Consider the following 24829-nt stretch of genomic DNA (forward strand, 5'->3'; position numbering starts at 1 on the left):
ACGTATACATAAGCTCTCTCTTGCCGCCGCGCCCCGATGATCAACCCCAGAGCGTACCGTCGGTCGCGGCCAATCGGCCCTCGAGCTCGGAGTTCAGACCCTCGATGAGGGGGAGCGCGACCCCGGAGCCCCGCGTCAGCGCGGCCAAGCCGGCCGGCGGAGCGGACCCGCGCTCGGCCGGCAGCGCTCCTCCGCCGGGAGGCAGGGAGGGTCGACTGCTGCGCTTCCTGTTCCACCTCGTGTGGATCTGCCTCGTGCCCTTCGCGCTCGCGGTCCTGAACGTCTGGCTGCTCACGCCGTCGTCCCCGGGCGACAGCACCCAGCCGCTCCGCGTGTTCGTCGGCGAGCAGCAGATCCCGGCGGGCATCGTGCTCTTCACGATCTTCGCGATGATCCTCTGGCGGTTCCGCCACGATCTGCCGTTCGCGTCGGCGATCGGCGTCGGCGGCCGCCGGGACATCCCGCCGAAGGCGCGCGCCCGCTTCGAGGACGCCGCCGCGCTCCTCGAGGAGGCCCACCGGATCCTGCGCGGCCGCAAGCGCGAGGTCGAGCGGGAGCTGACGAGCGGCGAGCGCGAGCAGGTGACGCAGGCGATCGCGGCGCTCGAGCGCGCGATGAGCGCCGAGACGTTCGACGCCGACGAGTTCGACGCCGCCCACAGCCGCGCCGATCGCGTGGTCGGCGAGCACCTCGGCCGCTGGCGCAAGGGCGAGATGCGCGAGTACGCGGAGTCGATCGGCATCGCCGTCGCGGTGGCGCTCATCCTGCGCGCCTTCGTCGTCGAGGCGTTCAAGATCCCGAGCGGCTCGATGATCCCGACCCTGATGGTCGGCGACCACATCTTCGTCAGCAAGTTCACCTACGGTCCGCTCATCCCCTGGACCGACCAGCGCCTCTTCTCCCGCCTGCCGCCGGCGCGCGGCGACGTGATGGTGTTCAAGTTCCCCGAGAACAAGGAGCAGGACTTCATCAAGCGGGTGATCGCCGTCCCGGGCGACACGCTGGAGGTGATCAACGGCCGGCCGATCCTCAACGGCTGGCTCGCCCCCCACTGTCACGTCGGCCCGTACCGCTACGAGGGGCGCCAGGCCGAGCTGTTCCTCGAGTACCTCGGGGACAGGTCGTACTTCACGCTCTACGACACGAACCCCGACAAGACGATGTGCGTCGACAGCGAGGACTGCACGCCGGGCCTGAGCTGTCGCGGCGGCGTGTGCGGCGTGCCTCGCGGCCCCTTCAAGGTGGCCAACGACGAGGTGTGGGTGATGGGCGACAACCGCGACAACAGCCACGACTCGCGCGAGTGGCGCGGCAAGCTCGGCGCCGGCGTGCCCTTCGAGAACATCAAGGGGCGCGCGATGTTCGTGTGGATGAGCCTCGGGCCGGGCGGCGGCTTCGCGCACGATCGGCTCTTCGTGAACGTGATGGGCCGCCCGAAACTCCCCGGCGCCCACGAGGCGGCCCTGCAGGAAGGCCTCGACAAGTGCCTGCGCGAGCGGCCGCCCGTCTCCGAGACGACCCCGCCGCCGGCGCCCGCGCGCGCGTCGTCGAAGCGCTGACTGGCGCGCCCTGCGCTGACCGACGCCGTGTGCTGATCAGCTCGCCATGCGCGGACCGGCTGCGCTGCAGCCTGTGTTGGCCAGCACGCACGCGGGGTGCGCTCCCCGTGGCGCTCGTGTACGGTGCCCTCGCCTCGCGGTCGACGTAGCGAGTCCCCCGGCCCGAGGCGACGGAGGAGACGATGGCACGTACGGTCGAGATGTGGAGCCTGGTGCTCGCGGGCAGCTTGCTCGCCGGAGCGGGGTGCAGCAGGGAGGAAGCCTCGCCGACGAGCGCAGCGGCGTCGGCTTCGGCCTCGGCGCCCCCGCCGGTGGAGCCGGCCACGCAGGATCTCGCGGGGTACGTGGCCACGTACCCGACCATGGAGCCCCAGCCGGGGCGCCGCCGCCTGCTGCAGCAGTTCGCCGTCTACCAGGCGGCGGACGCCAAGTCGAAGGAGCTCGCGCGGCTCGACAACGGCGCGATCGTCGACCTCAAGGCGAGCTACCAGGACTGGATGCTCGTCGCCTTCCAGAGCGGAGGCCAGCCCACGCTGGGGTGGATCGAGCTCAAGACCAACGACAGCCGCGCGACGCTCGCGACCGACGCCGAGGCGCGTCAGGCGACCCCTGCACCCAAGACCGGCGACGCGGGCGCCCCGGCCGCGACCGGCGCCGACGCGGGGACGACCGGCACGGGCGCAGGCGCCGACGCGGGGACGACCGGCACGGGCGCTGGCGCTGACGCGGGGACGACCGGCACGGGCGCTGGCGCCGACGCGGGGACGACCGGCACGGGCGCAGGCGCCGACGCGGGCGCGGCGGACGGCGGTACGGGGCGGCGAAAGATCGATCTGAAGAAGCTGCTGGAGAAGAAGTGAGCAGCGGGAGCGCAATTTTCTGATGGGCGCTCGCCCGTTCACGCGCCACGCTACACGCGCCTGAGGCGCCCGTGCGGCAGCTCGGTGCGCCTCGAACCCCGAACAGGAGCCAGGTGCATGAGCGACGCGATGTGGGCGCTGACGTACAACCGCGAGAAGCAACCGTGGGAGTCCACCGTCGGGCTGTCCAGGGATGAGGTCGAGCGCCCGGCCATCAACGAGGCCAAGGACTACCACGACCGCGCGAGCGTCCTCGTCAAGCCGATCATGACGGGGTTCTGCGGCTCCGATCGCGGCATCTGGTTCCGCAGCGCCTTCAAGGACATGATCTTCAAGTCGCTCGATCGCGACCGGAAGGTGACGCGCACGATCGGCCACGAGCTGCTCGGCCGCGTCGTCGATCTCGGGACCGACGCGCGCCGGACCTTCGGGCTGGAGATCGGCGACATCGTCTCGACCGAGAGCCACATCGCCTGCGGCGCCTGCTACCAGTGCCGCGTCGGCGACACCCACGTGTGCGCCGACGACAAGATCATCGGGATCAGCGAGGACGGCTGCTTCGCCGAGCTCGTGAAGCTGCCCGCGAAGAACCTGTGGCGCACCGACATCGCCCGGATCCGGCCCGAGGTCGCCGCGGTGCAGGAGCCGTTCGGCAACGCCGTGCACGCGTGCACCAAGGTGAACCTGCGCGGCAAGCGCGTGGCCATCTTCGGCTGCGGCACCATCGGCCTGTTCGCGGTCGCGATCGCGCGCGCGATGGGGGCCATCTACATCATCGGCGTCGAGCCGGCGGAGCGGAACGCCGAGATGGCCCGCCGCCTGGGCGCCGACGTCGTCCTGCGCCCGCACCAGACGAGCCCCGAGCGGCCCCACGCGAGCGATCCCGAGCTGACGGAGCGCGTGCGGAAGCTGACCGACGGCGTCGGCGTCGACGTGGTGCTCGAGATGAGCGGCGTGAACAGCAGCGTCAACAACGCGATCCACGCGGCGCGGCGCGGGGGCGACGTCATCCTCTTCGGCCTGAAGAGCGGCGACGCGGTGATCGAGAACTTCGATCGCCTCATCGTGGACGGCATCAGCCTGCACAGCGTGATCGGCCGCCGCATCTTCGAGACGTGGCACATCACGCGCCACCTGCTCGAGTCGCGCGACCCGAACATCCACGACCTCATCTGGGAGGTCATCCTGAACCGGGGCCAGGGGACGGTGTTCGACTTCGAGGACTACGATCCGGCGACCTTCCAGGAGGCGATCTCGAGCCACCCGAAGGTGATCATCCGGTACTGATCCGATCAGCCGACGACGCCGAGCTGCCGGCCGACCTTGCGGAAGGCGTCGATCGCCTGATCGACGTGCGCGGGCTCGTGCGCGGCGGAGAGCTGGACCCGGATGCGGGCCTCGCCCTTCGGCACGACGGGGTACGAGAAGCCGATCACGTAGATGCCCTCGGCGAGCAGCGCCTTCGCCATGTCGCCCGCGAGCCGCGCCTCGCCCAGCATGATCGGCACGATCGGGTGGATGCCCGGCTTGATGGTGAACCCGGCCTGCGTCATCCCCTGCCGGAACCGGCGCGCGTTCTCCATCACCCGCTCGCGCAGCGAGGGCTCGGCGTCGATGAGGTCGAACACGGCGATCGAGGCGCCGGCGATCGCGGGGGCGAGGGTGTTGGAGAACAGGTACGGCCTCGATCGCTGCCGGAGCAGGTCGACGATCTCCTGCCGGCCGGTCGTGAAGCCGCCGCTCGCCCCGCCGAGCGCCTTGCCGAGGGTGGAGGTGATCACGTCGACCCGGTGCATGACCCCGCAGAGCTCCGCGGTCCCGCGCCCCGTCGGGCCGATGAACCCGGTCGCGTGCGAGTCGTCGACCATCACCATCGCGCGGTACTTGTCGGCGAGATCGCAGATGGTGTCGAGCTTCGCCAGGTAGCCATCCATCGAGAACACGCCGTCGGTGGCGATGAGCCGGAGCCGCTTGCCGGACGTCTTGCGGAGGATGCCCTCGAGCGCGGCCATGTCCCCGTTCGGGTAACGGTGCCGCTCGGCCTTGCACAGGCGGATGCCGTCGATGATCGAGGCGTGGTTGAGCGCGTCCGAGATGACGGCGTCCTCCTCGCCGAGGAGCGTCTCGAACAGACCGCCGTTCGCGTCGAAGCAGGACGAATAGAGGATCGCGTCCTCGGTGCCGAAGAAGCGGGCGATCCTGGACTCCAGCCGCCGGTGCAGGTCCTGCGTGCCGCAGATGAACCGGACGCTCGAGAGGCCGAAGCCGTGCGAGTCGATCGCCTCCTTCGCGGCGGCGATGACGACCAGGTTGGACGAGAGGCCGAGGTAGTTGTTCGCGCAGAAGTTGAGGACCTCGGCGCCGCCCTCGGTCCGGATCGCGGGCCCCTGCGGCGTCGCGAGGATCCGCTCTTCCTTGTAGAGACCCGCCGCGCGGATGTCCTCCAGCGCCCGTGCGTACAGTGACCGAGCGACATCGAACATGGATGTCTTTATAAAACGGGGTTGTCGGCGGGTCGACGGGGGAAGGTCTTCCGGCCCTGCCGTGCGGCGCTGGTCCAGGGCCCGAGCGCCGGCGGGCTCCGCCGGACACGGGAGGCAGGGTGCGCGCGGCTTTCTTCGCGCGAGGCGCGGCCGCGGCCTACTCGATCCGGGAGGGCCATGGCACAACGGGTCGCGTCCGGCGCAGCGCGCGCGCTCGGCTCATCCGGCGCGGCCAGCGAGCGAGCCGCGGGGCCGCGCGAGCGCCGCCGGGGAGGAGCAGGCATGACGGAAGCCAGGGGCGACTTCCGGCGGAGCGCCGGTGTGCTGTGCGCTGTCGCGTCGCTCGCGGCCGCCGCGGGCAACCCGGGTTGCAGCCGCGCGAAGGAGGCGCCTGGACAGACCGTGACCGCGACCTCCGCCAGCGGGACGGGCGGCGCCGCCGCGGCGGGCGGGACGACGGGCGGCGGGGGCGGCGCGGGGGGCGACGCTGCCTATGCGATCACGCCCCTCGCCCCGGCGATCGCGCTCGACGCGACGCCGGACGCGCGCGCGGCGTACGTGTACTTCACCGGCGTCGACGCGGGCGGCAGGGCCGGCGTCTTCCGGGTCAGCGCGCGCGGCGGGGCGAGCGCGGCCGAGATCGCGGCCGGCCCGCCGCTTGTCGCGCCGCTCGGGATCGCGGCGAGCGCGGACGGCGGCCGCCTCTTCGTGGCCGATCCGGGCGCGGGCAGCTCGGCGCTCGACGACGCCGGCGCCCTCTTCGCGATCGACCTGCCCGGCGGCGCCCTCGCGCCCGTCCGCGGCGGCGAGGGGCTCCGCGCGCGGGGCCTCGAGGTGGTCCGCGGCGCGGACGGCGAGGAGCAGCTCGTGTTCTCCGGGCGCGATCGCGAGGGCGGCCAGCCCGGCGTGTTCGCCCTGCCGGCGCGCGGCGGCGAGGCCTCCGCGATCGCGACGGGGAGCCCGCTCGTCGATCCGAGCGGCGTCGCGGTCGCCGGCGGGGGCGACGTCTTCGTGTGCGACACCCTCGCGAGCCCCGACGGCGCGGCGACCATCTTCAGGATCGAGGACGGCTTCGTGAGCCCGTTCGCGACCGGGCTCCGCGCCGGCTATCCGTGCGGCCTGGCGCTCACGCGCGACGACGCGGCGCTGCTCGTGCTCACGCGCGACCCGACCCGGGGCGCGGCGGAGGTCGTGCGGATCGAGGTGGCGACCGGGGCGCGCTCGACGGTGGCCACCGGCGCGGCGGGCCACGGCGAGCCCGGCGGCATGCACAGGGCGAAGGCCGCCGACGTCTTCGCGTTCGTCGATGCGTTCGTCGATGACGGAGCCCAGGAGCAGGGCTCGGTGTTCCTGCTCAGCCAGTGAGCCGCAGAGGAGCGATGGGAGGACCCGCACGCATGATCCACCGACCGTCGCGCGCCGCCGCCGCCTTCGCGGCGTGCGTCGCGCTCAGCGCATCCGGCCTTGCTGCTGCGTCGAGCCACCGCGAGGCGCCCGCCATCGCGAGGGACCCGGCCGCCGACAACACCGATCTGTACGCGTGGGTGCAAGGCGGAAACCTCGTCATCCTCGCGAGCTACATCCCGCTCGAGGAGCCCGCCGGCGGTCCGAACTTCCACGGCTTCTCGGACGACGTGCTCTACGAGGTGCACATCGCGCGCGGGCCGTCGAGCCTCGAGGACGCGCTGACGTACCAGTTCCGGTTCGCGACGACGCCGTACCGGGCGGCGGATCCGGCGGGGCTCGCGCCGGCGCCGAGCGGCGGCAACGAGTTCTTCTCGCAGCTCGCGGGCGCGGAGCAGACGTACACGATCACGAAGGTCGAGGGCGGCGCGTCGACCGCCATCCTGACCGACGCACCTGTCGCGCCGCCGAACATCGGGAGGAGGACGAACCAGCTCGCGTACCAGATCTCCGGCGGCGGCTACCCGGCCTTCGCGACGTCCTCCAAGTTCCTCAAGCAGATGGCCGGCGGCGAGGGGCGCGCCTGGGCCGGGCCGCGCGACGACGGCTTCTATGCGGACCTCGGCCACGGGTTCGATCTCGCGGGGCTGTGCCCGCTCCTCTCCGCGCCGAACCCTTCGTGCGTCGCGCGCGACAACCTCGCCGGCTACAACGTCCACACGCTCGCGCTCGAGATCCCGCTCGCCGTTGTCAACGGCGGGTCGGAGCCGACGCCGGGGCCGAGCGACCAGCAGACGCTCGGCATCTGGGCCTCGGCGAGCCGCCGCAAGGTGCGGATCCTGCGCGCGAACGGCAAGGAGGACGGCCTCGGTCCCTGGGTCCAGGTCTCGCGGGTCGGCCTGCCGCTCATCAACACCTGGATCATCGGCCTGCAGGACAAGGACAAGTACAACCGCGCGCACCCGCGCGACGATCTCGCCAACTTCGGGGCCTACTTCCTGAACCCGATCCTGGTGCGCGACGCCGAGTTCGCGGGCCTCTACCGGGCCGGCCAGCCGCTCGCCGCCTTCGATCCGGAGGCGCTGAAGCAGAGCCGGACCGACCTCATCGACACGTTCAACCTGAAGCCATCGAGCCTCGGGGGGCACAACCTCGAGACCGTGGGCGACGTGCTCCGGATCGATCTGGGCATGCCGTCGGGCTTTCCGAACGGGCGCGCGCTCGTCGCCGGCGCGGATCACGAGCAGACCGACGTCACGGATGCCGTGCTGACGCTGATCCTGACCGGCGCGGCCGGCGCGACGGCGGGCGACGGGGTCGCCGCGAACGACGCGCGGTTCCTCCCGGCCTTTCCCTACCTGGCGACGGCCTGGGAGGGCGCGACGCAGGGCCACTTCAGGCCCTGAGACGCTGGACAGGCGCGGCGGGGGCGCGGCGCGCCCTTCGCCGGTCACGGCGCCGCGCACCGCTTCCCGCACACGCCGGCCGAGCCGCCGGAGGCCGCCGCGCGCCCGTCAGGACGAACGCACGCTGCGCGGCACTCGCCGTCGCGCGCGCAGGCCTCGCCCTCGGCCTTCGGGGTCGCGCAGCGACCGTCCACGCAGCGCGCGCCGGGCGCGCAGAGCCCGCCGAGGCAGGCGGCGCCGGCCGGAGGGAGCGGCGCATCGCTGCAGCGCCCGTCGACGCAGCGGCGGCCCCGCCCGCAGGCGGCGTGGGCCTCGCAGCGACCGCCGAGCGGGACGTCGTCCGCGCACGCGCGCCCGGCGCAGTAGCCGCGGCACTCGGGGTGCGCGTCGGCGAGGCGCGTCTGGCGGGTGACAGCGGCCAGCCCATCGACGGAGTGGCCGCAGGGGCCCGCGGCGCGCGGGGCGCGGCAGATGCCCGCGTCGGTGGGGCCGGCGCCGTCGCAGCGCAGCCCGTCCGCGCACTCGAGCGACGACCGGCACCGCGCCCCCTCGCCGAGCGCGCCCCGCACGATCCCCTCGCACGCGGGCGGAGCCGGGGCGGCGAGCGGCGCGACCCAGTCGCACCCCTCGAGCGATCGCTCCATGGCCTCGACGCAGCGGCCGACGTCGTCGGGCGCGAGCGTCACCGCCTTCGCGCGCGCCGCGGAGCTCAGCGCGCGCGCGCACTCCGCCGCGGCGTGGAAGCCCGCGCGGCCGCCGCAGCACGCCGCCTTGCGCCGCGCGGGCAGCGCGTGCAGCGCGTCGCACAGCCGCGCCGCGAGCGGCTCCGGGGCGCCGTCGGCCTTCGGGTAGACGGGGGCGATCACGTCGCCGGCCGGGCCGTCGCCGGCAGATGCCGGGGAGGACGCCGCGGTCGCGCCGGCACCCTCGCCGGACGCCGCGGTCGCGCCGGCATCCTCGTCGGACGCCGCGGTCGCGCCGGCGTCCGACGAGCTTCGCTGCGCGCGCGAGCACGCGGCGCCGAGCTGCAGCACCAGCGCCGCGGCGCAGAGCCGCCGCAGGCGGTCGCCATCCGTCGAGACAGGCAATGCGATCCCCTCCGCGCTGCGCGCTGCTGTTCTTCGAGCGAGGCGCTGGAGCGGCGAGCTTGCCGGCGCTGACCGACGCGGCAAGCTCTTTCGCGCTCGGATCGCGCACGCGGCGCCTCGGCGAGGAGCGCGGCGCGCCCCGGGCGGAGATCCAGCGCGCCACGAGGTCATCGCTCCGATGCTGCGACGAACGGGTTGCCTCTTCGCCTGCGCTGCCCTGAGCGGAAGCCCCGGCTGCTCGGAGCGCTCGCGCTCCGAGCCCGGCCCGGCCGCGCCCGCGGCGACCGCGCGCGCCACCGCCGCGCCGTCGCCGCCGAGCCTCGACGCCGCGCGCCGGCTCGCGCTCGCGGCCCCGGCGGGCGCAGGCGCCGTGGACCGCGAGATCGCGGCGCTGTCGCGGCGGCTCGAGAAGGCGCCCGGGGCCGCCCATCTGTGGAGCGCGCTGGGCTACGCCTGGATCAGAAAGGCGCGCGCCTCGGGGGACCCGTCGCTCCACGCCCGCGCGGGCGCGTGCGCTGACATCGCGCTCGCGCTGGCGGACGGCGATCGCGCGTCGCTCAACCTGCGCGGCCTCGTGCTGCTCCACGATCGCAGGTTCGCCGAGGCGCGCGACCTCGCCGAGCAGATCCTCGCGCGGGACGAGGGCGACGCGCTCGCGCTCGGGACCCTCAGCGACGCCGCGCTGGAGCTCGGCCTGTTCCAGGCCGCGGCCGCGGCGGCGCAGCGGATGGTCGATCTGCGGCCCGGCCTCCCGTCCTACGCGCGGGCCGCGCACCTGCGCTGGCTCCAGGGCGACGCGACGACCGCGCAGCGGTTCATCGGCCTCGCGATCGGCGCCGGCGACCCGCGCGAGCCCGAGGCGCTCGCGTGGACGCTGACGCAGGCGGCCACGATGGGCTGGCACGAGGGCGACCACGAGGCCGCGGACCGGGGCTTCGAGCGGGCGCTCGCCGCGGCGAGCGAGTATCCGCCTGCGCTCGCCGGCAGGGCGCGCGTCGCGCTGGCCCGCGGCGCGTGGGGGCGCGCGATCGAGCTCCTCGAGCGGGCCCACCGGCAGAGCCCGGAGCCGACGACCGCGTGGCTGCTCGGCGACGCCAGGACGGCCGCAGGCGATCACGCCGGCGCGGCGCAGGCGTACGCCAGCGTGGTCGACGCGGGGCGCCGGTCGGACCGCGGGACGCTCGCGCTGTTCTACGCGACCAAGGGCCTGGAGCGCGAGGAAGCGCTGCGGCTGGCCGCCGAGGAGAGCGCGCTGCGCGCCGACATCTACACCGAGGACGCGCACGCCTGGGCCCTGTACCGCGCCGGCAAGCTGACGGACGCGCGCGCCGCGAGCGACAGGGCGCTGGCGCTCGGCACCCGCGATGCGCGCCTGCTCTACCACGCGGGGGCCATCCGCATCGCCCTCGGGGACCTGAAGGAAGGTGAGCGGCTCGTGCGGGCCGCGCTGGAGCTGAACCCCAGGTTCGACATGACAGGAGCCGCCGAGGCCGAGCAGCTCCTGACGCGGCGCAAGCGCCCTCTCGGCTCGGCTCGCTGACCAGCGTCGCGGGGCGGCCCGCGATACGGCTCATTGCTGAGCTCGCGAGTCGGCTCGATACGCGCTAGGTGTCGTATTTCACCGTCGATGGGACCACCAGAGGTGGAGGAACGATCGCCGGTTGCGAGGGCGCGGGAGGGGGCTCGTCGGCGGGGTCCACGCCCGGCTGGCTCCTGGGCGCCTGGAGCTCCCGGAGGCGGGCGGGAGCGGGCTCGACCGCTGTAGGGGCCTCTTCCATGGCCTCCGGGGTCGCGACGGGGGGGACGCTCACCGCGGGCGGGGGTGGGACGAACATCCGTGGTACGCGGATGGAGCGGGCGATCGAGGCGACCTCCGGGAAGCTCGTGGCCATCCGCTCGACAAACGCTGCACGGGCCGCATCATCCGGGGCGGTCGCCGAGGCCTTCGCGACGCGCAGCGCCGACCAGAGCTCGTAGTACCAGGCGGAGAGGGAGGCATGCGCTTCCAGCAGGTCACGAATGGTATCCTCGGAAACGATGATGTTCTTGCCCATGGGCGAGAGGATACATGACCGAGCGGCGCCTCCCACCTGGTTCGAACGGCCCAACACCCGAGCATATGACGCCCGGACGCGCCTCCACGAGCGCGGCGCCGGGCGCTCGCCAGAGCGCGGAGCCGCCGGACGGCGTCGCCACGCCGCTCCGGATCATCACCTATAACGTCCGCTACTTCGGGCACGGCACGCGGGGCATCGCGTCGACCAGCGCCGCGATCACGCGGATCGCGACGACGCTGGCGCGGCTGTCGCCGCTGCCCGATCTCGTGTGCCTCCAGGAGGTGGAGACGCAGTCGCTGCGCTCCTCGACGATGAACCGGCGGTGGCACCCCGAGGAGACGCAGCTCGATCGCCTGATGACCGAGCTGCACGCGGCGCTGGCGCAGCGACAGCGGCGCGAGCGCTACGTCGCCTACTACTTCCCCGCGCACACGTACCGGCTCACATCGCGGACGAACATCTACACGACCGGGCTCGCGGTGATCGCGCGCGACACGTTCCGCATCGGGCACCACAACGCGGAGCGCCCGCAGGACATCACCCACCGGCGGAGGGTCAAGAGCCTGAAGCAGACGCGCATCTGCGCGCACGTGTCGTTCGAGCACGAGAGCGGGCAGAGCTTCGATGTGTTCAACACGCACCTCAGCCTGCCGAGCGTGTTCTCGCGCGAGTTCTGGACCGGCGAGGCGCGGATGGGGTTCGGGCCGAACCAGCTCGAGGAGGCCAGGGTGCTCGCCGACTTCGTCGGCCGCGAGCGGCGGAGCGACAACTTCGTCGTGGTCGGCGATTTCAACTCGCTGCCGGGCTCGCCGGTCGACCGCTTCCTGCGCGAGGAGATCGGCTTCGTGGACGCGTTCGCCAAGGTGCGCTGCCTCTCCGCGAGCGAGGCGCGCTCCTTCCCGACGGCCGGCTTCATGAACCTCCGCATGCACCTCGACCACGTGTACTCGTCCGAGCGGCTCCAGTGGATCGACTTCACGGGCACGCACCCGTTCGGGCACAAGGGCGATTTCGCCGGGCTGTCGGATCACGTCCCCTTGATCGCGCGCTGCCGCCTGCCGGGCAGCTCGGGCTGACGCCGCGTTCGGGTCGCCCGCCGCGCTCGGCTGGGCGCCGTGTTCGGGTCCATCGCCGCGCCGCGCGGCGCGGGCCGCTCACCCCGGCAGCCAGAGCAGGTCGTCCATGATGGGCTCGAGGCACGCGGAGATCTGAGGCCCGAGGTCGCCGCCGCACGCGAGCTTGCCGAAGCAGGCGCGTACCTCTTGCCGGCCGCGGTTGTTCATCGCGCCGATCGCCCGCTCGAGCTGCGGGCCGAGCCCGTCCTCGAGGCTCTGCCGGCACGTGGCGTAGTCGAGGTCGCCGCAGCCGGCGAGGCGGCCGCAGAGGACGGCCATGTACGGCGCGAGATCGGAGCGGGGGAGCGTGGTGGCCGTCATCGCCTCGGCGCCGCAGCGGCTCACCTCCTCCGCGTAGGCCGGGGTGAAGGGATCGCCCTCGAACCGCCGCAGCGCTGCCAGCGAGCACTCCGAGGTGGCGCGGAGCATCCTCGGCGAGGCCATCGTCGTCCGCTGGGTGCACTCCTCGAACTTCGGCCAGCCGTTCGCCTGCTCGGAGGCCCGCTCGTAGAGCTCCTCGAGGTACACGCACCACGCGCGCTGCGCCTCGCGTTGCTCGCGCTGCTCGACGGCCGCCGTCCGCGCCCCCTGCCCGTCGCGGGCCGCCGGGGCGGGCCGCGCGGGCGCCTTCGCGGAGGCCGCGGGCGGCGGCGAGCCGCCGCATCCGGAAGCGAGGGCTGCGGCGATCAGCGAGGCCACGCCGCGCCTGCAGGCGGCGGCGTGGAAGCTGGGACCACGGATCGTGCGTTTCACGAGAGCCTCCTTCGTCGAACAGGCTGCGGAGCAGGTTTTCCGGGCCCATCGACGCCATGCGCGTGCAGAGCCGGCCCAGCGACGGTGCACGTGCACAGCCCAGGCCACGAGCGCGTCGGGCGGGGCAGCCGCGAGCGAGCGGCGGCGCCCGGCGAGCGCGGCGCCCGGCGCTGCGCGGGCGCTGCTCGGTCAGCGGGCGGCGCGGGAGCCGGGCCGCTGGCCGATGAGCAGCTTCAGCTTGAAGAGCGCGCCGATCTGCCCGCGGTCCATCGCGACGCGCGGGAAATTCAGGGGGTCGAAGGACGAGAGCATGCAAAGGCCGGAGTTGTTGGTGAAGCCGAGCTCGAAGCCCGCGTCCCTCACGGCGCGATGGAACGCGCCGCACAGGCTGTATCCGACGGGGTACGCGACCGCGTGTACGGCCTCGTTCAGGGCCTCGGAGAGCACGCGGCGGGAGCGCGCGAGATCGCGCGTGGCCTCCTCGGGCGACAGCGTCTGAAGGACACGGTGCCTGTGCGAGTGCGACTGCACGTCCATGCCGGCCCGCCGCAGCGCCGCGATCTGCTTCCAGTCCATGATCGTCCTGGCCGCGAGCGCGCGCTCCTCGCAGAGGTCGATCGACACCCCGGTGGCGCGCTCGAGCTCATCCCACAGGCGCTCGAGGTCGAGGCCGGAGGTGCGCTTGATGGCCTGGCAGACCCGCGTCGCCGAGCCGATGGGGTCGCGCACGGGCTCGAGCAGGAGCGTCGCGGGGTAGGCGATGTCGACGCGCGGGCGCCGGCACCGGTGCATGAGGAGGGCGACGCGATCCCACCAGTAGAGGCGGCCGCTGTCGGGGTAGTCGGTGGCGATGAAGAAGGTGGCCGTGACGCCTGCGCGCTTCAGGATGGGCAGCGCGACGTCGTGGTTGTCCTGGTAGCCGTCGTCGAACGCGACCATGACGGGGTTCGGCGGGGGCTTGCGGCCCTTGGCGAGGAGGCGCACATCCCGGAGCGAAACCACGGTGCAGTGCGTCTTGATGACCGCGAGCTGCTCCTCGAACTCGCGTGGGCTCACCTCGGCGACGCCGGGATCGAGCTCGGCGACGTCCGAGGGCTCCGCGATGCGGTGGTAGGTGAACACGGAGAGCACGGGCAGCCGGAGCTTCGCGCGCAGCCACAGGAACCGGTCCAGGAGCCCGAGGGTGTCAAGCATGGCGGCGGCCAACGCACGACGACCGAGCGGCGATCTCCTGCGAATCCACGTCAGTGGATGTGCGACGACGTACACGAATGTATTCCAGCACACGGATGTGGTTTGCGCTTGCTTCGAGCGTGGATCCGGCAGGAACGCTCTGGTGGGCCGCCGAGCGGGAGAGCCCGCTTCAGCAGGGGGGCGATGCCGCTAGACTGACGGCCGATGTTCTCGACGGACGCGGACGCGCCTCAACCTGGGTTGGTGCCGCCCGAGCCCCAACCTGGGTCGGCGGCCGCGCCCCAACCTGGGTCGGTGCCGCCCGAGCCCCAACCTGGGTCGGTGCCGCCCGAGCCCCAACCTGGGTCGGTGCCGCCCGAGCCCCAACCTGGGTCGGTGCCGCCCGAGCCCCAACCTGGGTCGGTGCCGCCCGAGCCCCAAACCGGGTCGGCGGCCGCGCCTCAACCTGGGCTGGCGCAGGACCCTCCGTCGAAACCGCTCTCGCCGTTGAGCACCATCGGGATTGCGCTCACGACGGCCACCGTCGTGTTTGCACTGGGGATCCGCACAATCGAGACAGCCCTGCCCGGACTGGCGGCATCCGGCCGACAAGCTCTGCCAGCGACTTCGGCGACCGGTGGACCTACGAGCACCGCCGCGGCCTTGTCGAGGCAAAGGACCGTTCCTGTGCAGACAGCAACTCCGCCCCCGGCGAGTGCGCCCCAGGACGGAACGCAGGCGACGCAAGGCGCCTCCCCGCCGTCAGACCCTGAGGCTGCTCCCTCGCCCGCTCCCCCACCCGCCGAGGCTGCTCCCTCGCCCGCTCCCCCACCCGCCGAGGCTCCCCCGCCCCCCCCACCGCAACCCGTCGCCCAGGCTGCCGCCCCCGCTCCCCCGTCCCCGCGGAGCGGACGCGGCCTTCTCAGGCTCAACTTCGCTCGGGATGCGACCGTCTATGTCATGGGCGTTGCAGTAGGCCCCAGCAACCAGCCCATCGAGGTGCGGTGCGGACGTTTTTTCGTACGCGTCGGCGAGCCGACGCCCAACGGCACGCGGTGGCTCGTCGAGGGCAGGAGCGTGCGCGTCAAGTGCGGCGCGCTGACGGAGGAAAGCTTCTGAGCTCGTCCGCTCCGCTCTCGGCCGCAGCCAGGACGAGGTAGGTCACCGAAGCAGCTCCCGCGCCGAGGAGCGCGTCACGGCACGCCGCGAGCGTGGCGCCCGTCGTGGCCACGTCGTCGATGAGCACGACGCTCCGCCGGTGGACGCGCTCCGGCACGCGAGCGCGGAACGCCCCCGCCACGTTCTCCAGGCGACGGTCGCGCGGGAGCTGCGCTTGCTGCGCCGTGGACCGGATACGACAGAGGGCCCGCGGAGCAAACGAAGCCGCGAGTCCGTCAGCCACATGCGCGGCCAGCAATGCAGCCTGGTTGTAGCCGCGCTCGGCCAGGCGGCGCGGATGAAGCGGGACCGGGACCACGAGGTCCGCGCGCAGCCCTGCATCGCGCGCCGCGCAGAGCAACAGCCGGCCGAACGGACGCGCGAGATCCGGCCGATCCCCGTACTTGAAACGCCGGATTCCGTCCGCCAGCGCCCCGCGGAACGGGGCGAACGCGATGAGAGGGCCGTCGGCGGCGCCAGAGCCCACCGCCCCCTGTGACGCGCGCTCCGCGTAAGGCACGGCGGTACGCGCGCAGTCACAGCAAAACACCGCGGCACCCGCGACAGGGGCGTCACAGCCGGCGCAGGACGACGGGCTGAGCGCGCGCGCAGCGACGGCGGCCAAGACGCGGGCTGCGGCGACGACGACACGGGCGGGGCTCATGGGCTACGAGCGCGATCTTCGTCGGACGCGGGGGCACAGTTGCGTGAGCGGACGAAAGAAGATCTCTTTGCAAACGACGCGCGGTACGATCGCCGCGTCGTGGATCACGTCCTGGAATTCCGGCGCTCCCGCCGTTGGAGGAGGGGCTCCCGTTGAGCGCGTGGAGGTGGACGGACGAGCGCGGCGTCCAGCGGCTCGTGAGCACCGCTGAGCTGCGCAGCGCGCTGGCTGCCGGGGTCATCCCGGGCTCCACGCTGGTGTGGCGCCAGGGCATGGATGCGTGGGCGCCTGCGTCCAGGCAGCCGGAGCTCGCCGACGCCGCGCAGCTCCGGCGCAAACCCGAGGCGGGCGCCGCTGCCCCCGAGAAGCCGGCCTCCCTGAAGGAGGCCGCTCGCGAGAGCGGCGTGGAGCTGGATCTCGAGTTCGTCGAGGAGCTGGGGCCGGCGCCCGCCCGCGGCGCTCAGCGCGTCGGCCCAGCCCCCGCGAACGAGCGGAAGCCGACGACGCGGCCGGGCCGGGCGACGTCGCGACCTCACCCGCCGCCCCCACCGCCGCGCAAGCGCGAGTCCATGAGGACGCTCACGGGTGTCGATGCGCCGGCCGACGCGCCGGCCAGCGGACCGAGCGCGCCGATCGTCGTGCCGTCGGCCGGGGGGACGTTCGACGCGGGCGTCGCCCGCGCGATCACGCAGCTCCCCCGCTACGACAGCACCTCCGCGGGCGACCAGGGGGCCCCCGTGATCCCCCGCGCGCCGAAGCTCCCCTCGGAGTCAGAAGAACGCGAGGAGACCTCGGCCGGCGATCGTCCGGCCGCGGACGCCGGCATCGCCGCGGGCGGCGCCGGCGCGACGGCAGACGACGGACCTGCGCCGGTGCGGGCTCCAGGCGCAGCCGCGCCCAGCAGGCCGGGCGCGCCGCCGAGGGCCGCCGGCAGCCTGGCGTCGCGCGCCGCGGCGAGACCCCCCCAGCCCCCGCCCCTCCCCGGTCGCGATGCGGCGCCCGCCGGCGCTGCACCGAGCAACATCGGACGCGACGGCGCGACGGGCGGCGCGGAGCAAGGCGCCGGCAAGCCCGCTCCGACGCCGCCATCGAGCTCCAGCGGGGCGACGAGACGACCCGCGCCCGCGGCGGGGCGCTCGGTGCCGCCGCCACCCGTTCCGGTACGGTTCCCCGCGGTGACAGCGAAGAAGCCGGCGGTCGCGCGCGCGCCTGAAACCCCGACACAGGTGGCGGCCGGCGCAAAGGCCCTCGTCCGCCTCGGGACGCTGCCCGCGCCGCCGCCGCGCCCCCCTGCGGAGGCTCCCCGCGCGACGCCGCAGCCCGTCCCGGCGCCTCCCCTGACCGCCCCGGCGCCCCCATCCGATGCAGCACACACCTCGAGCGCCGCTGCCACGGCGGTCGCGTCCCCTGGACCTCGACCCGCGAGCCCCGCGCCGCCCGCCGACGGTCCCCTGCCCCGCAGCGCCGAGGACACGACGGCGAGCGACGCCCGGGATCCGTCGGCGAGCCGTGCGCTCGGCGCGGGCCCGGCGTCGACCACGGTGCAGCACAGCGAGACCAGGGAGCGCCCCGCCGCGCCCGACGAGACGAAGCGCTCGCCGCTGCCCGGCGCCCCCGTGACCGCGGAGAGCGCCGAGGGGCGCCGCGAGTACGCGACGATCCCGTCGGCCGGCATCGGCGCAGGCGCACCGCAGCCGCGCTCGGCGGCGCGATCGTGGCCGGGCTTGCTGCCCGGGCTCCAGGGCCCGCAGCGCGACGCGGCAGGCGCCGATGCCCCCCCGACGCCGGGCCAGCGAGACGATCGCAGCGCCGGCACGGGATCGAGCAACGGCCCGCGAGCGCTCGACCCCCGCGCGCTCGCGGCGCGGCGCGCTCAGCCCGCGCGCACCGGCGGTCCGAGCTCGCTTGCGCAGGGCAACGGTAAGCCGTTCTCCGCGGCGGTACCCGTGCCGGTCTCCTCGCTCGTCGGCCTCGGCGGGGTCGCGTTGCTCATGAGCATCGTCGCCTTCTTCGCGGGCCGACACTCCGTCGCCTCCACCCGGGGCGCGCCGGTCGGCACCGCGCGCGCCGCGCTCGGCGCCGCGCAGGACGCCGCGCGCGCCGCGATCCCCGCCCCGCCGAAGCCCTGCTGGGTGGCGCGCCAGCCGCAGCAATGGGCGCCGCTCGTGGCGAAGAGCATCCCCTTCGAGGTCACGGCGACGAAGGGCGGCAAGCTCGTCGTGGGCTACGCCAAGAGCTCCCTGGAGGCCGTCGGCCTCGAGATCGATCCCGCGACCGGAGAGCGGAACGAGCGCTTCTCGAACCGAGAGGCCGCCGACATCGTGAGCATCTCGCCCGTCGAGGACAGCTTCACCGTGCTCACGGCAGCGCAGCAGGCCATCCGCTCGCCGGTCAACGTCCCGGGGCCAAGCCCGTTCGTCGTCGGCCTGGCGGACGGCGCCGTCGTGGCCGCCGACAACCCCTCCGCCGCGCCCCTCACGCTGTGGCCGGTGCAGGGCGACGAGCCGCTCGAGGCGCCGCGCGCGATCGCGGCCGGGTCGCGCGGTCACGCGGTCGCGTTCCGCCGCGAGAAGGCCGTGTGGGCAGGCTGGCTCGACGCCGAGCGCAAGCCCGTCGGTGAGCTCGGCCGGGTGGCGGGCTCCGGAGGGGCGGTCGGCAAGCCGTCGCTCGGCTGGAACGAGCGCGATCTCGCCGTCGTGTTCGCGGACCGACCGGCCGATGGGCGATGGGAGATCCGCGCCGGTCAGGCCCCCGCGGGCACCATCCCCACGTCGACCGAGGTGATCCCGCTGCCCTCCGGGGGCCCCGGGGGCGACGCGTTCGCGCCGGACATCGCGGGGCTCAGCGACGGGCGCTGGCTCCTCGTGTGGACCGAAGGCCCCCCGGGGAGCCGCGCCATGCGCGCGCAGACGCTCTCCTCCAGCCTCGCCCCGATCGGGGATCCGATCGCGCTCTCTCCCCCGGCCGGGAACTTCGGGCAGGGCGTGCTCGGCGTCGCGCCGCGATCGGGCTACGTGGGCGTGGTGTTCCTCTCGAAGCCCGCCGCGAGCTACGAGCTCTGGGGGGTCATCCTCCAATGTGGATGACGAGGACCGCGGATCGCGCGGGCCGCCTCCGCGCGGCCGCGCTCGCGCTGCTGCTCGTCGCGGCGCACGCGCCCCTGCTCGCCGCGTGCGCTGCGCAGCCGTCGCAGATCGAGCAAGGGCGAGCCCTCCGCACGGGCAAGCAGCCCTATGACGAGCTCTTCGAGGCCACGCGGGAGGTCCGCGAGGAATCGCTGAAGGCCGAGGAGCTCGCGCGCGCGGCGCGCGCCGACCTCGCGCGCGCGGTGGGGCTCGATCCGAGGTCGACGGACGACGCGGTGCTCGAAGCGGCGCGCGCGCGCACCGCCGAGCTCCGCGCGTCGGGCGTGCTGTTCCGGGTCGAGCTCGCGCCGGAAGCGCGGCTCGTGAACGCCCGCGGCGGACGCTCGCTCGACGCGGACGACAGGAAGCTCGTCGAGGCCGTCGAGGCCTCCTTGAAGAGCTCCGTCGCGACGTCGAAGCAGCTCGGCGAGCTGTCGCGGCGCGCCGCGGAGCTCGAGAAGAAGCGGGCGTCGCTCGCGGCCGGGTCGGCCGATGCGCTCGCGGGCGACCCGCGGCGCCGCGAGGTGAAGCGCGAGCTCGAGGCGGCCGAGCGCGTGCTCGCCGAGGCGAGCGCCGTCGCAGAGCGGCACGCCGGCAGGGCGTCGAAGCTCGCGCTCGATCTGGTGCTCGCGATCGACGCGGGCGCTGCGCCCGCGCGGCGCGGCTCGACCAGCCGACCGCCGACGAGGCAGCCCGCCGGCAGCGCGAAGGCGCCGCCGGTGCGCAGGAGCAGCGGAGGGAATGCGCCCAGGCCGCCGAATCCGCCGCCCCCACCCTCGCCCGGCGGGGACGATTTCGATCCCTGACGCCGGCGCGGCGCAAGGGGTCGCCCCGTCAGGATCAGGCGCCGTCGGACAGGAGCAGCGCCGCTTCCCCACTTGTCCGACGAGCGCCCGGACGCCTATCCTCCGCGAGCGCGGCCCGCCTGAACACCGCGCGCCAGACCGCACACCTGCCGTTCGACGACCCCGCGCTCCGGCCCTCCCTGCTGATGATCCGATCCCTGTCGTTCGCCTCCATCGCTCTGGGATCGGCGCTCCTCGCGCCCCGGACCGCGGCGGCCCAGGCGTCGCCGCAGTCGGAAGGCGTGCCCCTCGGCGCGTTCACGCTCCGTCCGTCGGTGGAGCTCCGGCTGCGCAGCGAATTCCGCCGGTACCCGGTGGACACGGGCGGCGACATCTACAGCTCGAACGCGGTGCTCGCCGAGGGCTTCGGGGGCGCGCTGCCGCCGCTCCTCGACACCGGCAACGTCGTCAGGACCCAGTGGTTCGTCGCCCAGCGCGCGCGCCTCGGGCTGGCCGTCGATCACGGGCCCATCACGGGCGTCCTCACGCTGCAGGACGCGCGGCTCTGGGGGAGCGACGACGCGATCTTCGTCGGGGCGGGCGAGCCGGCCCTCCCGGAGACGGCGCCCTACGAGGCCTACATCGATCTGCACACGCGCTCCGGACGCCGCGCCTTCGTGCGGCTGGGCCGGCAGCGGATCGCGTGGGGCGATGGTCGGCTGCTCGGGGCGAACGACGAGACGCTCGCCGCGCGCTCGCTCGACGGGGTGCGCGCGGGGGTGCAGCTCGGCAACGTCGACCTCGAGGCGATCGCCGTGCTCCTGGCCGCGCCGGGCGGCGCCCCGCCCGAGGTGGGCGGGACGCGCAAGCCCATCTCCGCCGGGACGGGGACCCAGCTCTACGGCCTGAACGCGATCTGGCACGTCGCTCCCCTGCTCCACCTCGAGGCCACGGCGCTCGCGCGCATCGCGCGGGAGCCGCGCCCGAGCTGGCTCACGCCCGGAGACACCGTCGTCCTCGACGCGCGCGTCTCCGGCGACCGCCGGGGCTTTCGCTACGCGGTCGAAGGGGCTTACGAGCTCGGCCGCGTCTCCACGTTCTCGGCCGACCGCCCGCTCGGCGGGTTCGCGGCCGCCGCGCGCGCCGAGCTCGAGACGGCCCTCCCCGCCCACCTCACCTTCAACGCCCGCGGCGCCTACGCCACGGGCGACGATGGCGCGCTCGAGGTGGGCGAGACGCAGCGCCGCTTCGATCCGATCCTGCCCGACGCGCAGGCCAACCACGGCCCGATGGGGCTCTACGCGTGGTCGAACGTGATCGAGGCGGGCGGCGGCGTCCGCGCCGCGCCGTTCGACACGATGACCATCGCCGCCGGATATGCGTTCGTCGGCCTCGCCTCGCCGGGGGGCAGGTGGGTGACCTCGCGCCTCCTCCCCGTCGGCGCCGCCGAGGACAACGAGAGCCGGACGCTGGGCCACGAGATCGACGTCTCCCTCTCGCTCCAGCCGTGGGAGCCGGCGCGCTTCACGGTCGGCTACGGCCTGTTCCTCTTCGGCGACGGCGCCCAGGCGATCTTCAGGAGCGCGAACCGCGCCCACGAGGACGGCCGCCCAGCGGACCTGCAGCACTGGGCGTTCCTGCAGGCGACCCTGCGCGCCCCCTGAGACGAACCGGGGGCGCGCAGGCCGCGCGCATCGCTGCTCTGATGGGAGGAGGATTCGAGGCGTCTCGTGCGCCGCGCCGTGCGCGCGGCGCCGGCGGCGCGGGGGCTCTTGCCCGAGGTCGGGCGCTGCCCCCGCGCTTCCCGGGCTCAGGTGCTCGGGGCGGGCTTCGGGGTGCCGAAGATGCTGGCCGCGCGGCGCTTCTCCTTGGCGGCCCGATCGCGATCGCTGTAGCTCGGGATCACGACGCGCTGGCGCTGCGGCAGCTCGCGGCCGGAGACGATGGCGTCGACCTCCTCGGCGTCCAGCGTCTCGCGCTCCAGGAGCGCCGTGGCGAGCCGCTCGAGGATCTCGCGGTTGTCGGTGAGGAGCTGCCGCGCCTCGGCGTGGGCGTCGAGGATGAACCGCCGCACCTCGTCGTCGATCTGGTTGGCGATCGTCTCCGAGTAGTCGCGGCGCCGGCTCGTGAAGTCGCGCCCGAGGAAGACGCTCTCCTCGTCCGCGCCGTACGAGATCGGCCCGATGACGTCGCTCATGCCGAACTCGGTCACCATGCGCCGCGCCAGGTTCGACGCCTGCTTGATGTCGTTGCCCGCGCCCGTCGTGAACTGGCCGAACACGATCTCCTCCGCCACGCGGCCGCCCATCAGGACCGACAGGCGCGCCTTGGCGAAGTCGCGCGACATGCTGAGCCGGTCCTCCTTCGGGAGCTGCTGCGTGAGGCCCAGCGCCGGCCCGCGCGGGATGATCGTCACCTTGTGGACCGGATCCGAGAACTTCTCGAGCAGCTTCGCGACCAGCGCGTGCCCGGCCTCGTGGTAGGCCGTGGTCCGCTTCTCCTCGTCGCTGATGACCATGCTGCGGCGCTCGGCGCCCATCAGCACCTTGTCCTTGGCCATCTCGAAGTCGACCATCGTGACGACGTCCTTGTCCTGACGCGCCGCGAGCAAAGCCGCCTCGTTGACCAGGTTCTCGATGTCGGCGCCCACGAAGCCGGGCGTGCCGCGCGCCAGGATCTCCATGTCGACGTCCGTGCCGAGCGGGACCTTCTTCGTGTGCACCCGGAGGATGCCCTCGCGGCCGCGCACGTCGGGGCGGTTCACGACGATGCGGCGGTCGAAGCGGCCAGGCCGCAGGATCGCCGGGTCGAGGACGTCGGGGCGGTTCGTCGCGGCGACGATGATCACGCCCTCGTTCGACTCGAAGCCGTCCATCTCGACGAGGAGCTGGTTCAGCGTCTGCTCGCGCTCGTCGTGACCACCGCCGAGGCCCGCGCCGCGGTGGCGGCCGACCGCGTCGATCTCATCGATGAAGATGATGCACGGCGCGTGCTTCTTGCCCTGCTCGAACAGGTCGCGCACCCGGCTCGCGCCGACGCCGACGAACATCTCGACGAAATCCGAGCCGGAGATCGAGAAGAACGGCACGCCCGCCTCGCCGGCGATCGCGCGCGCGAGGAGCGTCTTGCCCGTCCCGGGGGGGCCCATCATGAGCACGCCCTTCGGGATCCGGCCGCCGAGCTTCTGGAACTTCTTCGGGTCCTTGAGGAACGCGATGATCTCCTCGAGCTCGTCCTTCGCCTCGTCGATGCCCGCGACGTCGGCGAACGTCACCTTGTTCTGCGCCTCGCTGAGCAGCCGGGCGCGCGACTTGCCGAAGCTCATCGCCTTGCCCCCGCCGGCCTGGAGCTGGCGCATGAACAGGTAGAACATCACGAGCAGGAAGATCGTCGGCAGGAGGTACATGATCGCCCCCGGCCAGAAGGGCGACGCCTCCTCCTTCTCGAAGTACACGGCGACCTTGTTGTCGACGATCGTCTTCGTGATCTCGTCGGCGTTGTCAGGCCCGATCGTGACCTTCTTGGTCTTGGCTCCGCTCTTCGGGTCCTTGACCCAGAAGGTGTACTCGCGGTCCTTGATCGTGACCGACTCGACGTGCGGATCCTTGTCCTTGGCCTCGACCTGGACCTGGGCCATGAACTCGCTGAACGCGACAGGCGTGGCGGGCGGGCGATCCGGGCTCAAGAACTGCCAGATCGCCAAGAACATCATGATCAGCAGAACCCAGAGCAGCAGCGTCTTGTGCGATTGCTTCACGAGGACCCTCTAGGCTCGCGCGGCGAGCCGGCGTGTACCGAAATTGTACGCGTGTTCCGGTCAGCATGCCACCCGTCAGCTCGGTCGTCGACCGCAGGTACTCCCCGCGGTGACACAGCGAAAAAAGGGGATCTCGACAGCGGCCGCGGGTGGGGGTGCATGCGGTCAGGCCCCGCGACGTGTGGGCCTGTCCTCGATAAGCACGCTGGACTCCTCTGGAAAGCCCAGCGCGATCTCCCCGCCGCCGCGAACGCGGACGCGCAGCGGACGCCCGAGCTTGCGAGCCCGCTCGATCGCGAAGCGCTGCGCCCGACCGAGCGGAATCGAGAGCGGCTCGCCGCCGTCGAGGACGGCCGGATCGTCGTCCGACGGGCGCTCTCGGCCGGCGACGAGCATGTCCGAGAGCGCGCAGAGGTGCTCGACGATCGCCGGTGACAGGTCCTCGAGCAGCGGGAGCAGCTCGCGGCGGACGCGGACGCGGGTGAAGCGTGGGTCGGTGTTGCTGGGGTCTTCCGCGAACGCCAGCCGGTGTCGGTCGAGGTGGGCCAGGACGTCGACGCGGCGAGCCAGGAGCAGCGGGCGGAGGAGCTCGATCTGCGCTGCCGGGCCCGGCGCTTCTCCGCCGCGCGCCGCGGCGGCGGCCGCGCGCGGGAGCGGCGCGCGCGGCGGCAGGACGGCCAGGCCCCGCGGCCCGGCGCCCCGCAGCAAGCGCAGGAGCAGCGTCTCGGCTCGGTCGTCCGCGGTGTGGCCGGTCGCGATCGCGCGGGCGCCGTGCGCCGCCGCGGCCGCCGCCAGCGCGGCGAACCGGGCGGCGCGCGCCCTCGCCTGGAGGTTCGCGCCGGGCGCGACATTCACGCGGGTCGTCGAGAACGGGACGCCGAGCCGCTCGGCCAGCTCGCGCGCCAGCGAGAGCTCGGCCGCTGCCGCGGCGCGGAGGCCGTGATCGACGCCGTGCGCGACGACCTCGTGGCCGATCCGGCGCCGGAGCACCGCGAGGACGTGCAGCAGCGCGCTCGAGTCGGGGCCGCCAGAGCAGGCGCACAGGACCACGTCGCCGCGCGAGAGCAGCCGCTCGTCCCGGATCAGCCGCTCGGCCAGGCGGATCAGCGACGGGGGGTGCGATCGGCCCCGCCGGGGCGGCGGGAGGGGCCCGGGGGAAGGGCTCATCGGAGCTCGAACGCCTTGCAGAAGATGACCTCGTCGCGATCGTCGAGGGACCGGCTCACGTGCGGCGCGACCGGGTAGCCGAGCGAGCAGCGCGGCGCGCGGCCGGGGGGCGCGGCGCCGCGAGCGTCGCGCTCGTCCCGATCACCGCCCTCGCCAGCGTCTGCCGGATCGAACGAGGCGCAGTCGGGGCAGGCGAACACGAGACGATACCGCCGCGCCTCTTCGCGGAGACGATCGTCGAGGGGGTGAATCATCCCCGGCAGCGTAGCGCAAGC

Annotated in this window: 19 protein-coding genes; 10 read left to right on the top strand and 9 right to left on the bottom strand. The window is 73.8% G+C overall.

The features are described 5' to 3' along the window. Window positions 1–104 precede the first annotated feature (104 nt). From lepB to WME76_RS34245, 3 genes are all read left to right on the top strand, one after another. Complete coding sequence (gene lepB, locus WME76_RS34235; protein ID WP_437956418.1) at window positions 105–1559, top strand: signal peptidase I; 1455 nt, start codon at window positions 105–107, stop codon at window positions 1557–1559. Window positions 1560–1741: 182 nt separating this feature from the next. Further along, window positions 1742–2419 (top strand): hypothetical protein, encoded by a 678-nt coding sequence (locus WME76_RS34240; protein ID WP_437956419.1) that lies wholly within the window; start codon window positions 1742–1744, stop codon window positions 2417–2419. A 117-nt stretch (window positions 2420–2536) separates the two neighbouring features. Further along, complete coding sequence (locus WME76_RS34245; protein ID WP_437956420.1) at window positions 2537–3706, top strand: zinc-binding dehydrogenase; 1170 nt, start codon at window positions 2537–2539, stop codon at window positions 3704–3706. 5 nt (window positions 3707–3711) lie between these two features. Here WME76_RS34245 and kbl read toward each other — a convergent pair whose 3' ends face one another. Next, a complete protein-coding gene (gene kbl / locus WME76_RS34250) occupies window positions 3712–4902 on the bottom strand; it encodes a glycine C-acetyltransferase (RefSeq protein WP_437956421.1) in 1191 nt (396 codons plus the stop codon). A gap of 282 nt (window positions 4903–5184) precedes the next feature. Here kbl and WME76_RS34255 point away from each other — a divergent pair, with 282 nt between their 5' ends. Together WME76_RS34255 and WME76_RS34260 are read left to right on the top strand one after the other, a co-directional pair. Beyond that, the gene (locus tag WME76_RS34255; RefSeq protein WP_437956422.1) at window positions 5185–6267 is read left to right on the top strand and encodes a hypothetical protein; all 1083 of its coding nucleotides are present in this window, start codon (window positions 5185–5187) and stop codon (window positions 6265–6267) included. Window positions 6268–6299: 32 nt separating this feature from the next. Beyond that, window positions 6300–7712, top strand: coding sequence for a DUF4331 domain-containing protein (locus WME76_RS34260; protein ID WP_437956423.1), 1413 nt, complete (start codon window positions 6300–6302; stop codon window positions 7710–7712). A 44-nt stretch (window positions 7713–7756) separates the two neighbouring features. Here WME76_RS34260 and WME76_RS34265 read toward each other — a convergent pair whose 3' ends face one another. After that, window positions 7757–8800 carry a hypothetical protein gene (locus tag WME76_RS34265; RefSeq protein ID WP_437956424.1) on the bottom strand — a complete coding sequence of 348 codons (1044 nt, stop codon included), beginning with the start codon at window positions 8798–8800 and terminating at the stop codon, window positions 7757–7759. 178 nt (window positions 8801–8978) lie between these two features. Between WME76_RS34265 and WME76_RS34270 the strand changes: the two genes are divergently transcribed. Further along, window positions 8979–10340, top strand: coding sequence for a hypothetical protein (locus WME76_RS34270; RefSeq protein ID WP_437956425.1), 1362 nt, complete (start codon window positions 8979–8981; stop codon window positions 10338–10340). Between the two features lie 64 nt (window positions 10341–10404). Here WME76_RS34270 and WME76_RS34275 read toward each other — a convergent pair whose 3' ends face one another. Then, window positions 10405–10854: a hypothetical protein gene (locus WME76_RS34275; protein WP_061620544.1), complete on the bottom strand. Its 450-nt coding sequence runs from the start codon at window positions 10852–10854 to the stop codon at window positions 10405–10407. Between the two features lie 65 nt (window positions 10855–10919). On the opposite strand from WME76_RS34275, the gene WME76_RS34280 reads away from it, so the two are divergent. After that, on the top strand, window positions 10920–11933 hold the full coding sequence (locus WME76_RS34280; RefSeq protein WP_437956426.1) for an endonuclease/exonuclease/phosphatase family protein: 1014 nt from the start codon (window positions 10920–10922) through the stop codon (window positions 11931–11933). A 78-nt stretch (window positions 11934–12011) separates the two neighbouring features. Here WME76_RS34280 and WME76_RS34285 read toward each other — a convergent pair whose 3' ends face one another. The 3 genes from WME76_RS34285 to WME76_RS34295 all read right to left on the bottom strand — a co-directional run bounded on the left by WME76_RS34285 (window position 12012) and on the right by WME76_RS34295 (window position 15543). Continuing rightward, window positions 12012–12725 (bottom strand): hypothetical protein, encoded by a 714-nt coding sequence (locus WME76_RS34285; RefSeq protein WP_437956427.1) that lies wholly within the window; start codon window positions 12723–12725, stop codon window positions 12012–12014. 189 nt (window positions 12726–12914) lie between these two features. Continuing rightward, window positions 12915–13919: a polysaccharide deacetylase family protein gene (locus WME76_RS34290; RefSeq protein WP_437956428.1), complete on the bottom strand. Its 1005-nt coding sequence runs from the start codon at window positions 13917–13919 to the stop codon at window positions 12915–12917. 1063 nt (window positions 13920–14982) lie between these two features. After that, a complete protein-coding gene (locus WME76_RS34295; RefSeq protein ID WP_437956429.1) occupies window positions 14983–15543 on the bottom strand; it encodes a ComF family protein in 561 nt (186 codons plus the stop codon). 329 nt (window positions 15544–15872) lie between these two features. Here WME76_RS34295 and WME76_RS34300 point away from each other — a divergent pair, with 329 nt between their 5' ends. From WME76_RS34300 to WME76_RS34310, 3 genes are all read left to right on the top strand, one after another. Further along, the gene (locus tag WME76_RS34300; protein ID WP_437956430.1) at window positions 15873–18806 is read left to right on the top strand and encodes a GYF domain-containing protein; all 2934 of its coding nucleotides are present in this window, start codon (window positions 15873–15875) and stop codon (window positions 18804–18806) included. Next, window positions 18803–19651 (top strand): hypothetical protein, encoded by an 849-nt coding sequence (locus tag WME76_RS34305; RefSeq protein WP_061614760.1) that lies wholly within the window; start codon window positions 18803–18805, stop codon window positions 19649–19651. The genes WME76_RS34300 and WME76_RS34305 overlap by 4 nt, the downstream gene beginning before the upstream one ends. Window positions 19652–19836: 185 nt before the next feature. Continuing rightward, window positions 19837–21294 carry an alginate export family protein gene (locus WME76_RS34310; RefSeq protein WP_437956431.1) on the top strand — a complete coding sequence of 486 codons (1458 nt, stop codon included), beginning with the start codon at window positions 19837–19839 and terminating at the stop codon, window positions 21292–21294. A 146-nt stretch (window positions 21295–21440) separates the two neighbouring features. Here WME76_RS34310 and ftsH read toward each other — a convergent pair whose 3' ends face one another. From ftsH to WME76_RS34325, 3 genes are all read right to left on the bottom strand, one after another. Beyond that, window positions 21441–23387 (bottom strand): ATP-dependent zinc metalloprotease FtsH, encoded by a 1947-nt coding sequence (gene ftsH, locus WME76_RS34315; protein ID WP_061614758.1) that lies wholly within the window; start codon window positions 23385–23387, stop codon window positions 21441–21443. A gap of 165 nt (window positions 23388–23552) precedes the next feature. Then, window positions 23553–24554 (bottom strand): tRNA lysidine(34) synthetase TilS, encoded by a 1002-nt coding sequence (gene tilS, locus WME76_RS34320; RefSeq protein WP_437956432.1) that lies wholly within the window; start codon window positions 24552–24554, stop codon window positions 23553–23555. Further along, complete coding sequence (locus tag WME76_RS34325) at window positions 24551–24808, bottom strand: hypothetical protein (protein WP_061613583.1); 258 nt, start codon at window positions 24806–24808, stop codon at window positions 24551–24553. Before WME76_RS34325 ends, tilS begins: the two co-directional genes overlap by 4 nt. Between the last annotated feature and the right edge of the window lie 21 nt (window positions 24809–24829).

Origin of the sequence: Sorangium sp. So ce119 (assembly GCF_051524405.1) — a bacterium.
In the GTDB taxonomy this organism is placed as follows: domain Bacteria; phylum Myxococcota_A; class Polyangia; order Polyangiales; family Polyangiaceae; genus Sorangium; species Sorangium cellulosum_G.

What these genes read in the sequence shown, in the direction of transcription:
- lepB (WP_437956418.1), top strand. Translation starts at nt 105, where the DNA reads ATGAGGGGGAGCGCGACCCCGGAGCCCCGCGTCAGCGCGGCCAAGCCG.
- WME76_RS34240 (WP_437956419.1), top strand. Translation starts at nt 1,742, where the DNA reads ATGGCACGTACGGTCGAGATGTGGAGCCTGGTGCTCGCGGGCAGCTTG.
- WME76_RS34245 (WP_437956420.1), top strand. Translation starts at nt 2,537, where the DNA reads ATGAGCGACGCGATGTGGGCGCTGACGTACAACCGCGAGAAGCAACCG.
- kbl (WP_437956421.1), bottom strand. Translation starts at nt 4,902, where the DNA reads ATGTTCGATGTCGCTCGGTCACTGTACGCACGGGCGCTGGAGGACATC.
- WME76_RS34255 (WP_437956422.1), top strand. Translation starts at nt 5,185, where the DNA reads ATGACGGAAGCCAGGGGCGACTTCCGGCGGAGCGCCGGTGTGCTGTGC.
- WME76_RS34260 (WP_437956423.1), top strand. Translation starts at nt 6,300, where the DNA reads ATGATCCACCGACCGTCGCGCGCCGCCGCCGCCTTCGCGGCGTGCGTC.
- WME76_RS34270 (WP_437956425.1), top strand. Translation starts at nt 8,979, where the DNA reads ATGCTGCGACGAACGGGTTGCCTCTTCGCCTGCGCTGCCCTGAGCGGA.
- WME76_RS34275 (WP_061620544.1), bottom strand. Translation starts at nt 10,854, where the DNA reads ATGGGCAAGAACATCATCGTTTCCGAGGATACCATTCGTGACCTGCTG.
- WME76_RS34280 (WP_437956426.1), top strand. Translation starts at nt 10,920, where the DNA reads ATGACGCCCGGACGCGCCTCCACGAGCGCGGCGCCGGGCGCTCGCCAG.
- WME76_RS34290 (WP_437956428.1), bottom strand. Translation starts at nt 13,919, where the DNA reads ATGCTTGACACCCTCGGGCTCCTGGACCGGTTCCTGTGGCTGCGCGCG.
- WME76_RS34305 (WP_061614760.1), top strand. Translation starts at nt 18,803, where the DNA reads ATGACGAGGACCGCGGATCGCGCGGGCCGCCTCCGCGCGGCCGCGCTC.
- WME76_RS34310 (WP_437956431.1), top strand. Translation starts at nt 19,837, where the DNA reads ATGATCCGATCCCTGTCGTTCGCCTCCATCGCTCTGGGATCGGCGCTC.
- tilS (WP_437956432.1), bottom strand. Translation starts at nt 24,554, where the DNA reads ATGAGCCCTTCCCCCGGGCCCCTCCCGCCGCCCCGGCGGGGCCGATCG.
- WME76_RS34325 (WP_061613583.1), bottom strand. Translation starts at nt 24,808, where the DNA reads ATGATTCACCCCCTCGACGATCGTCTCCGCGAAGAGGCGCGGCGGTAT.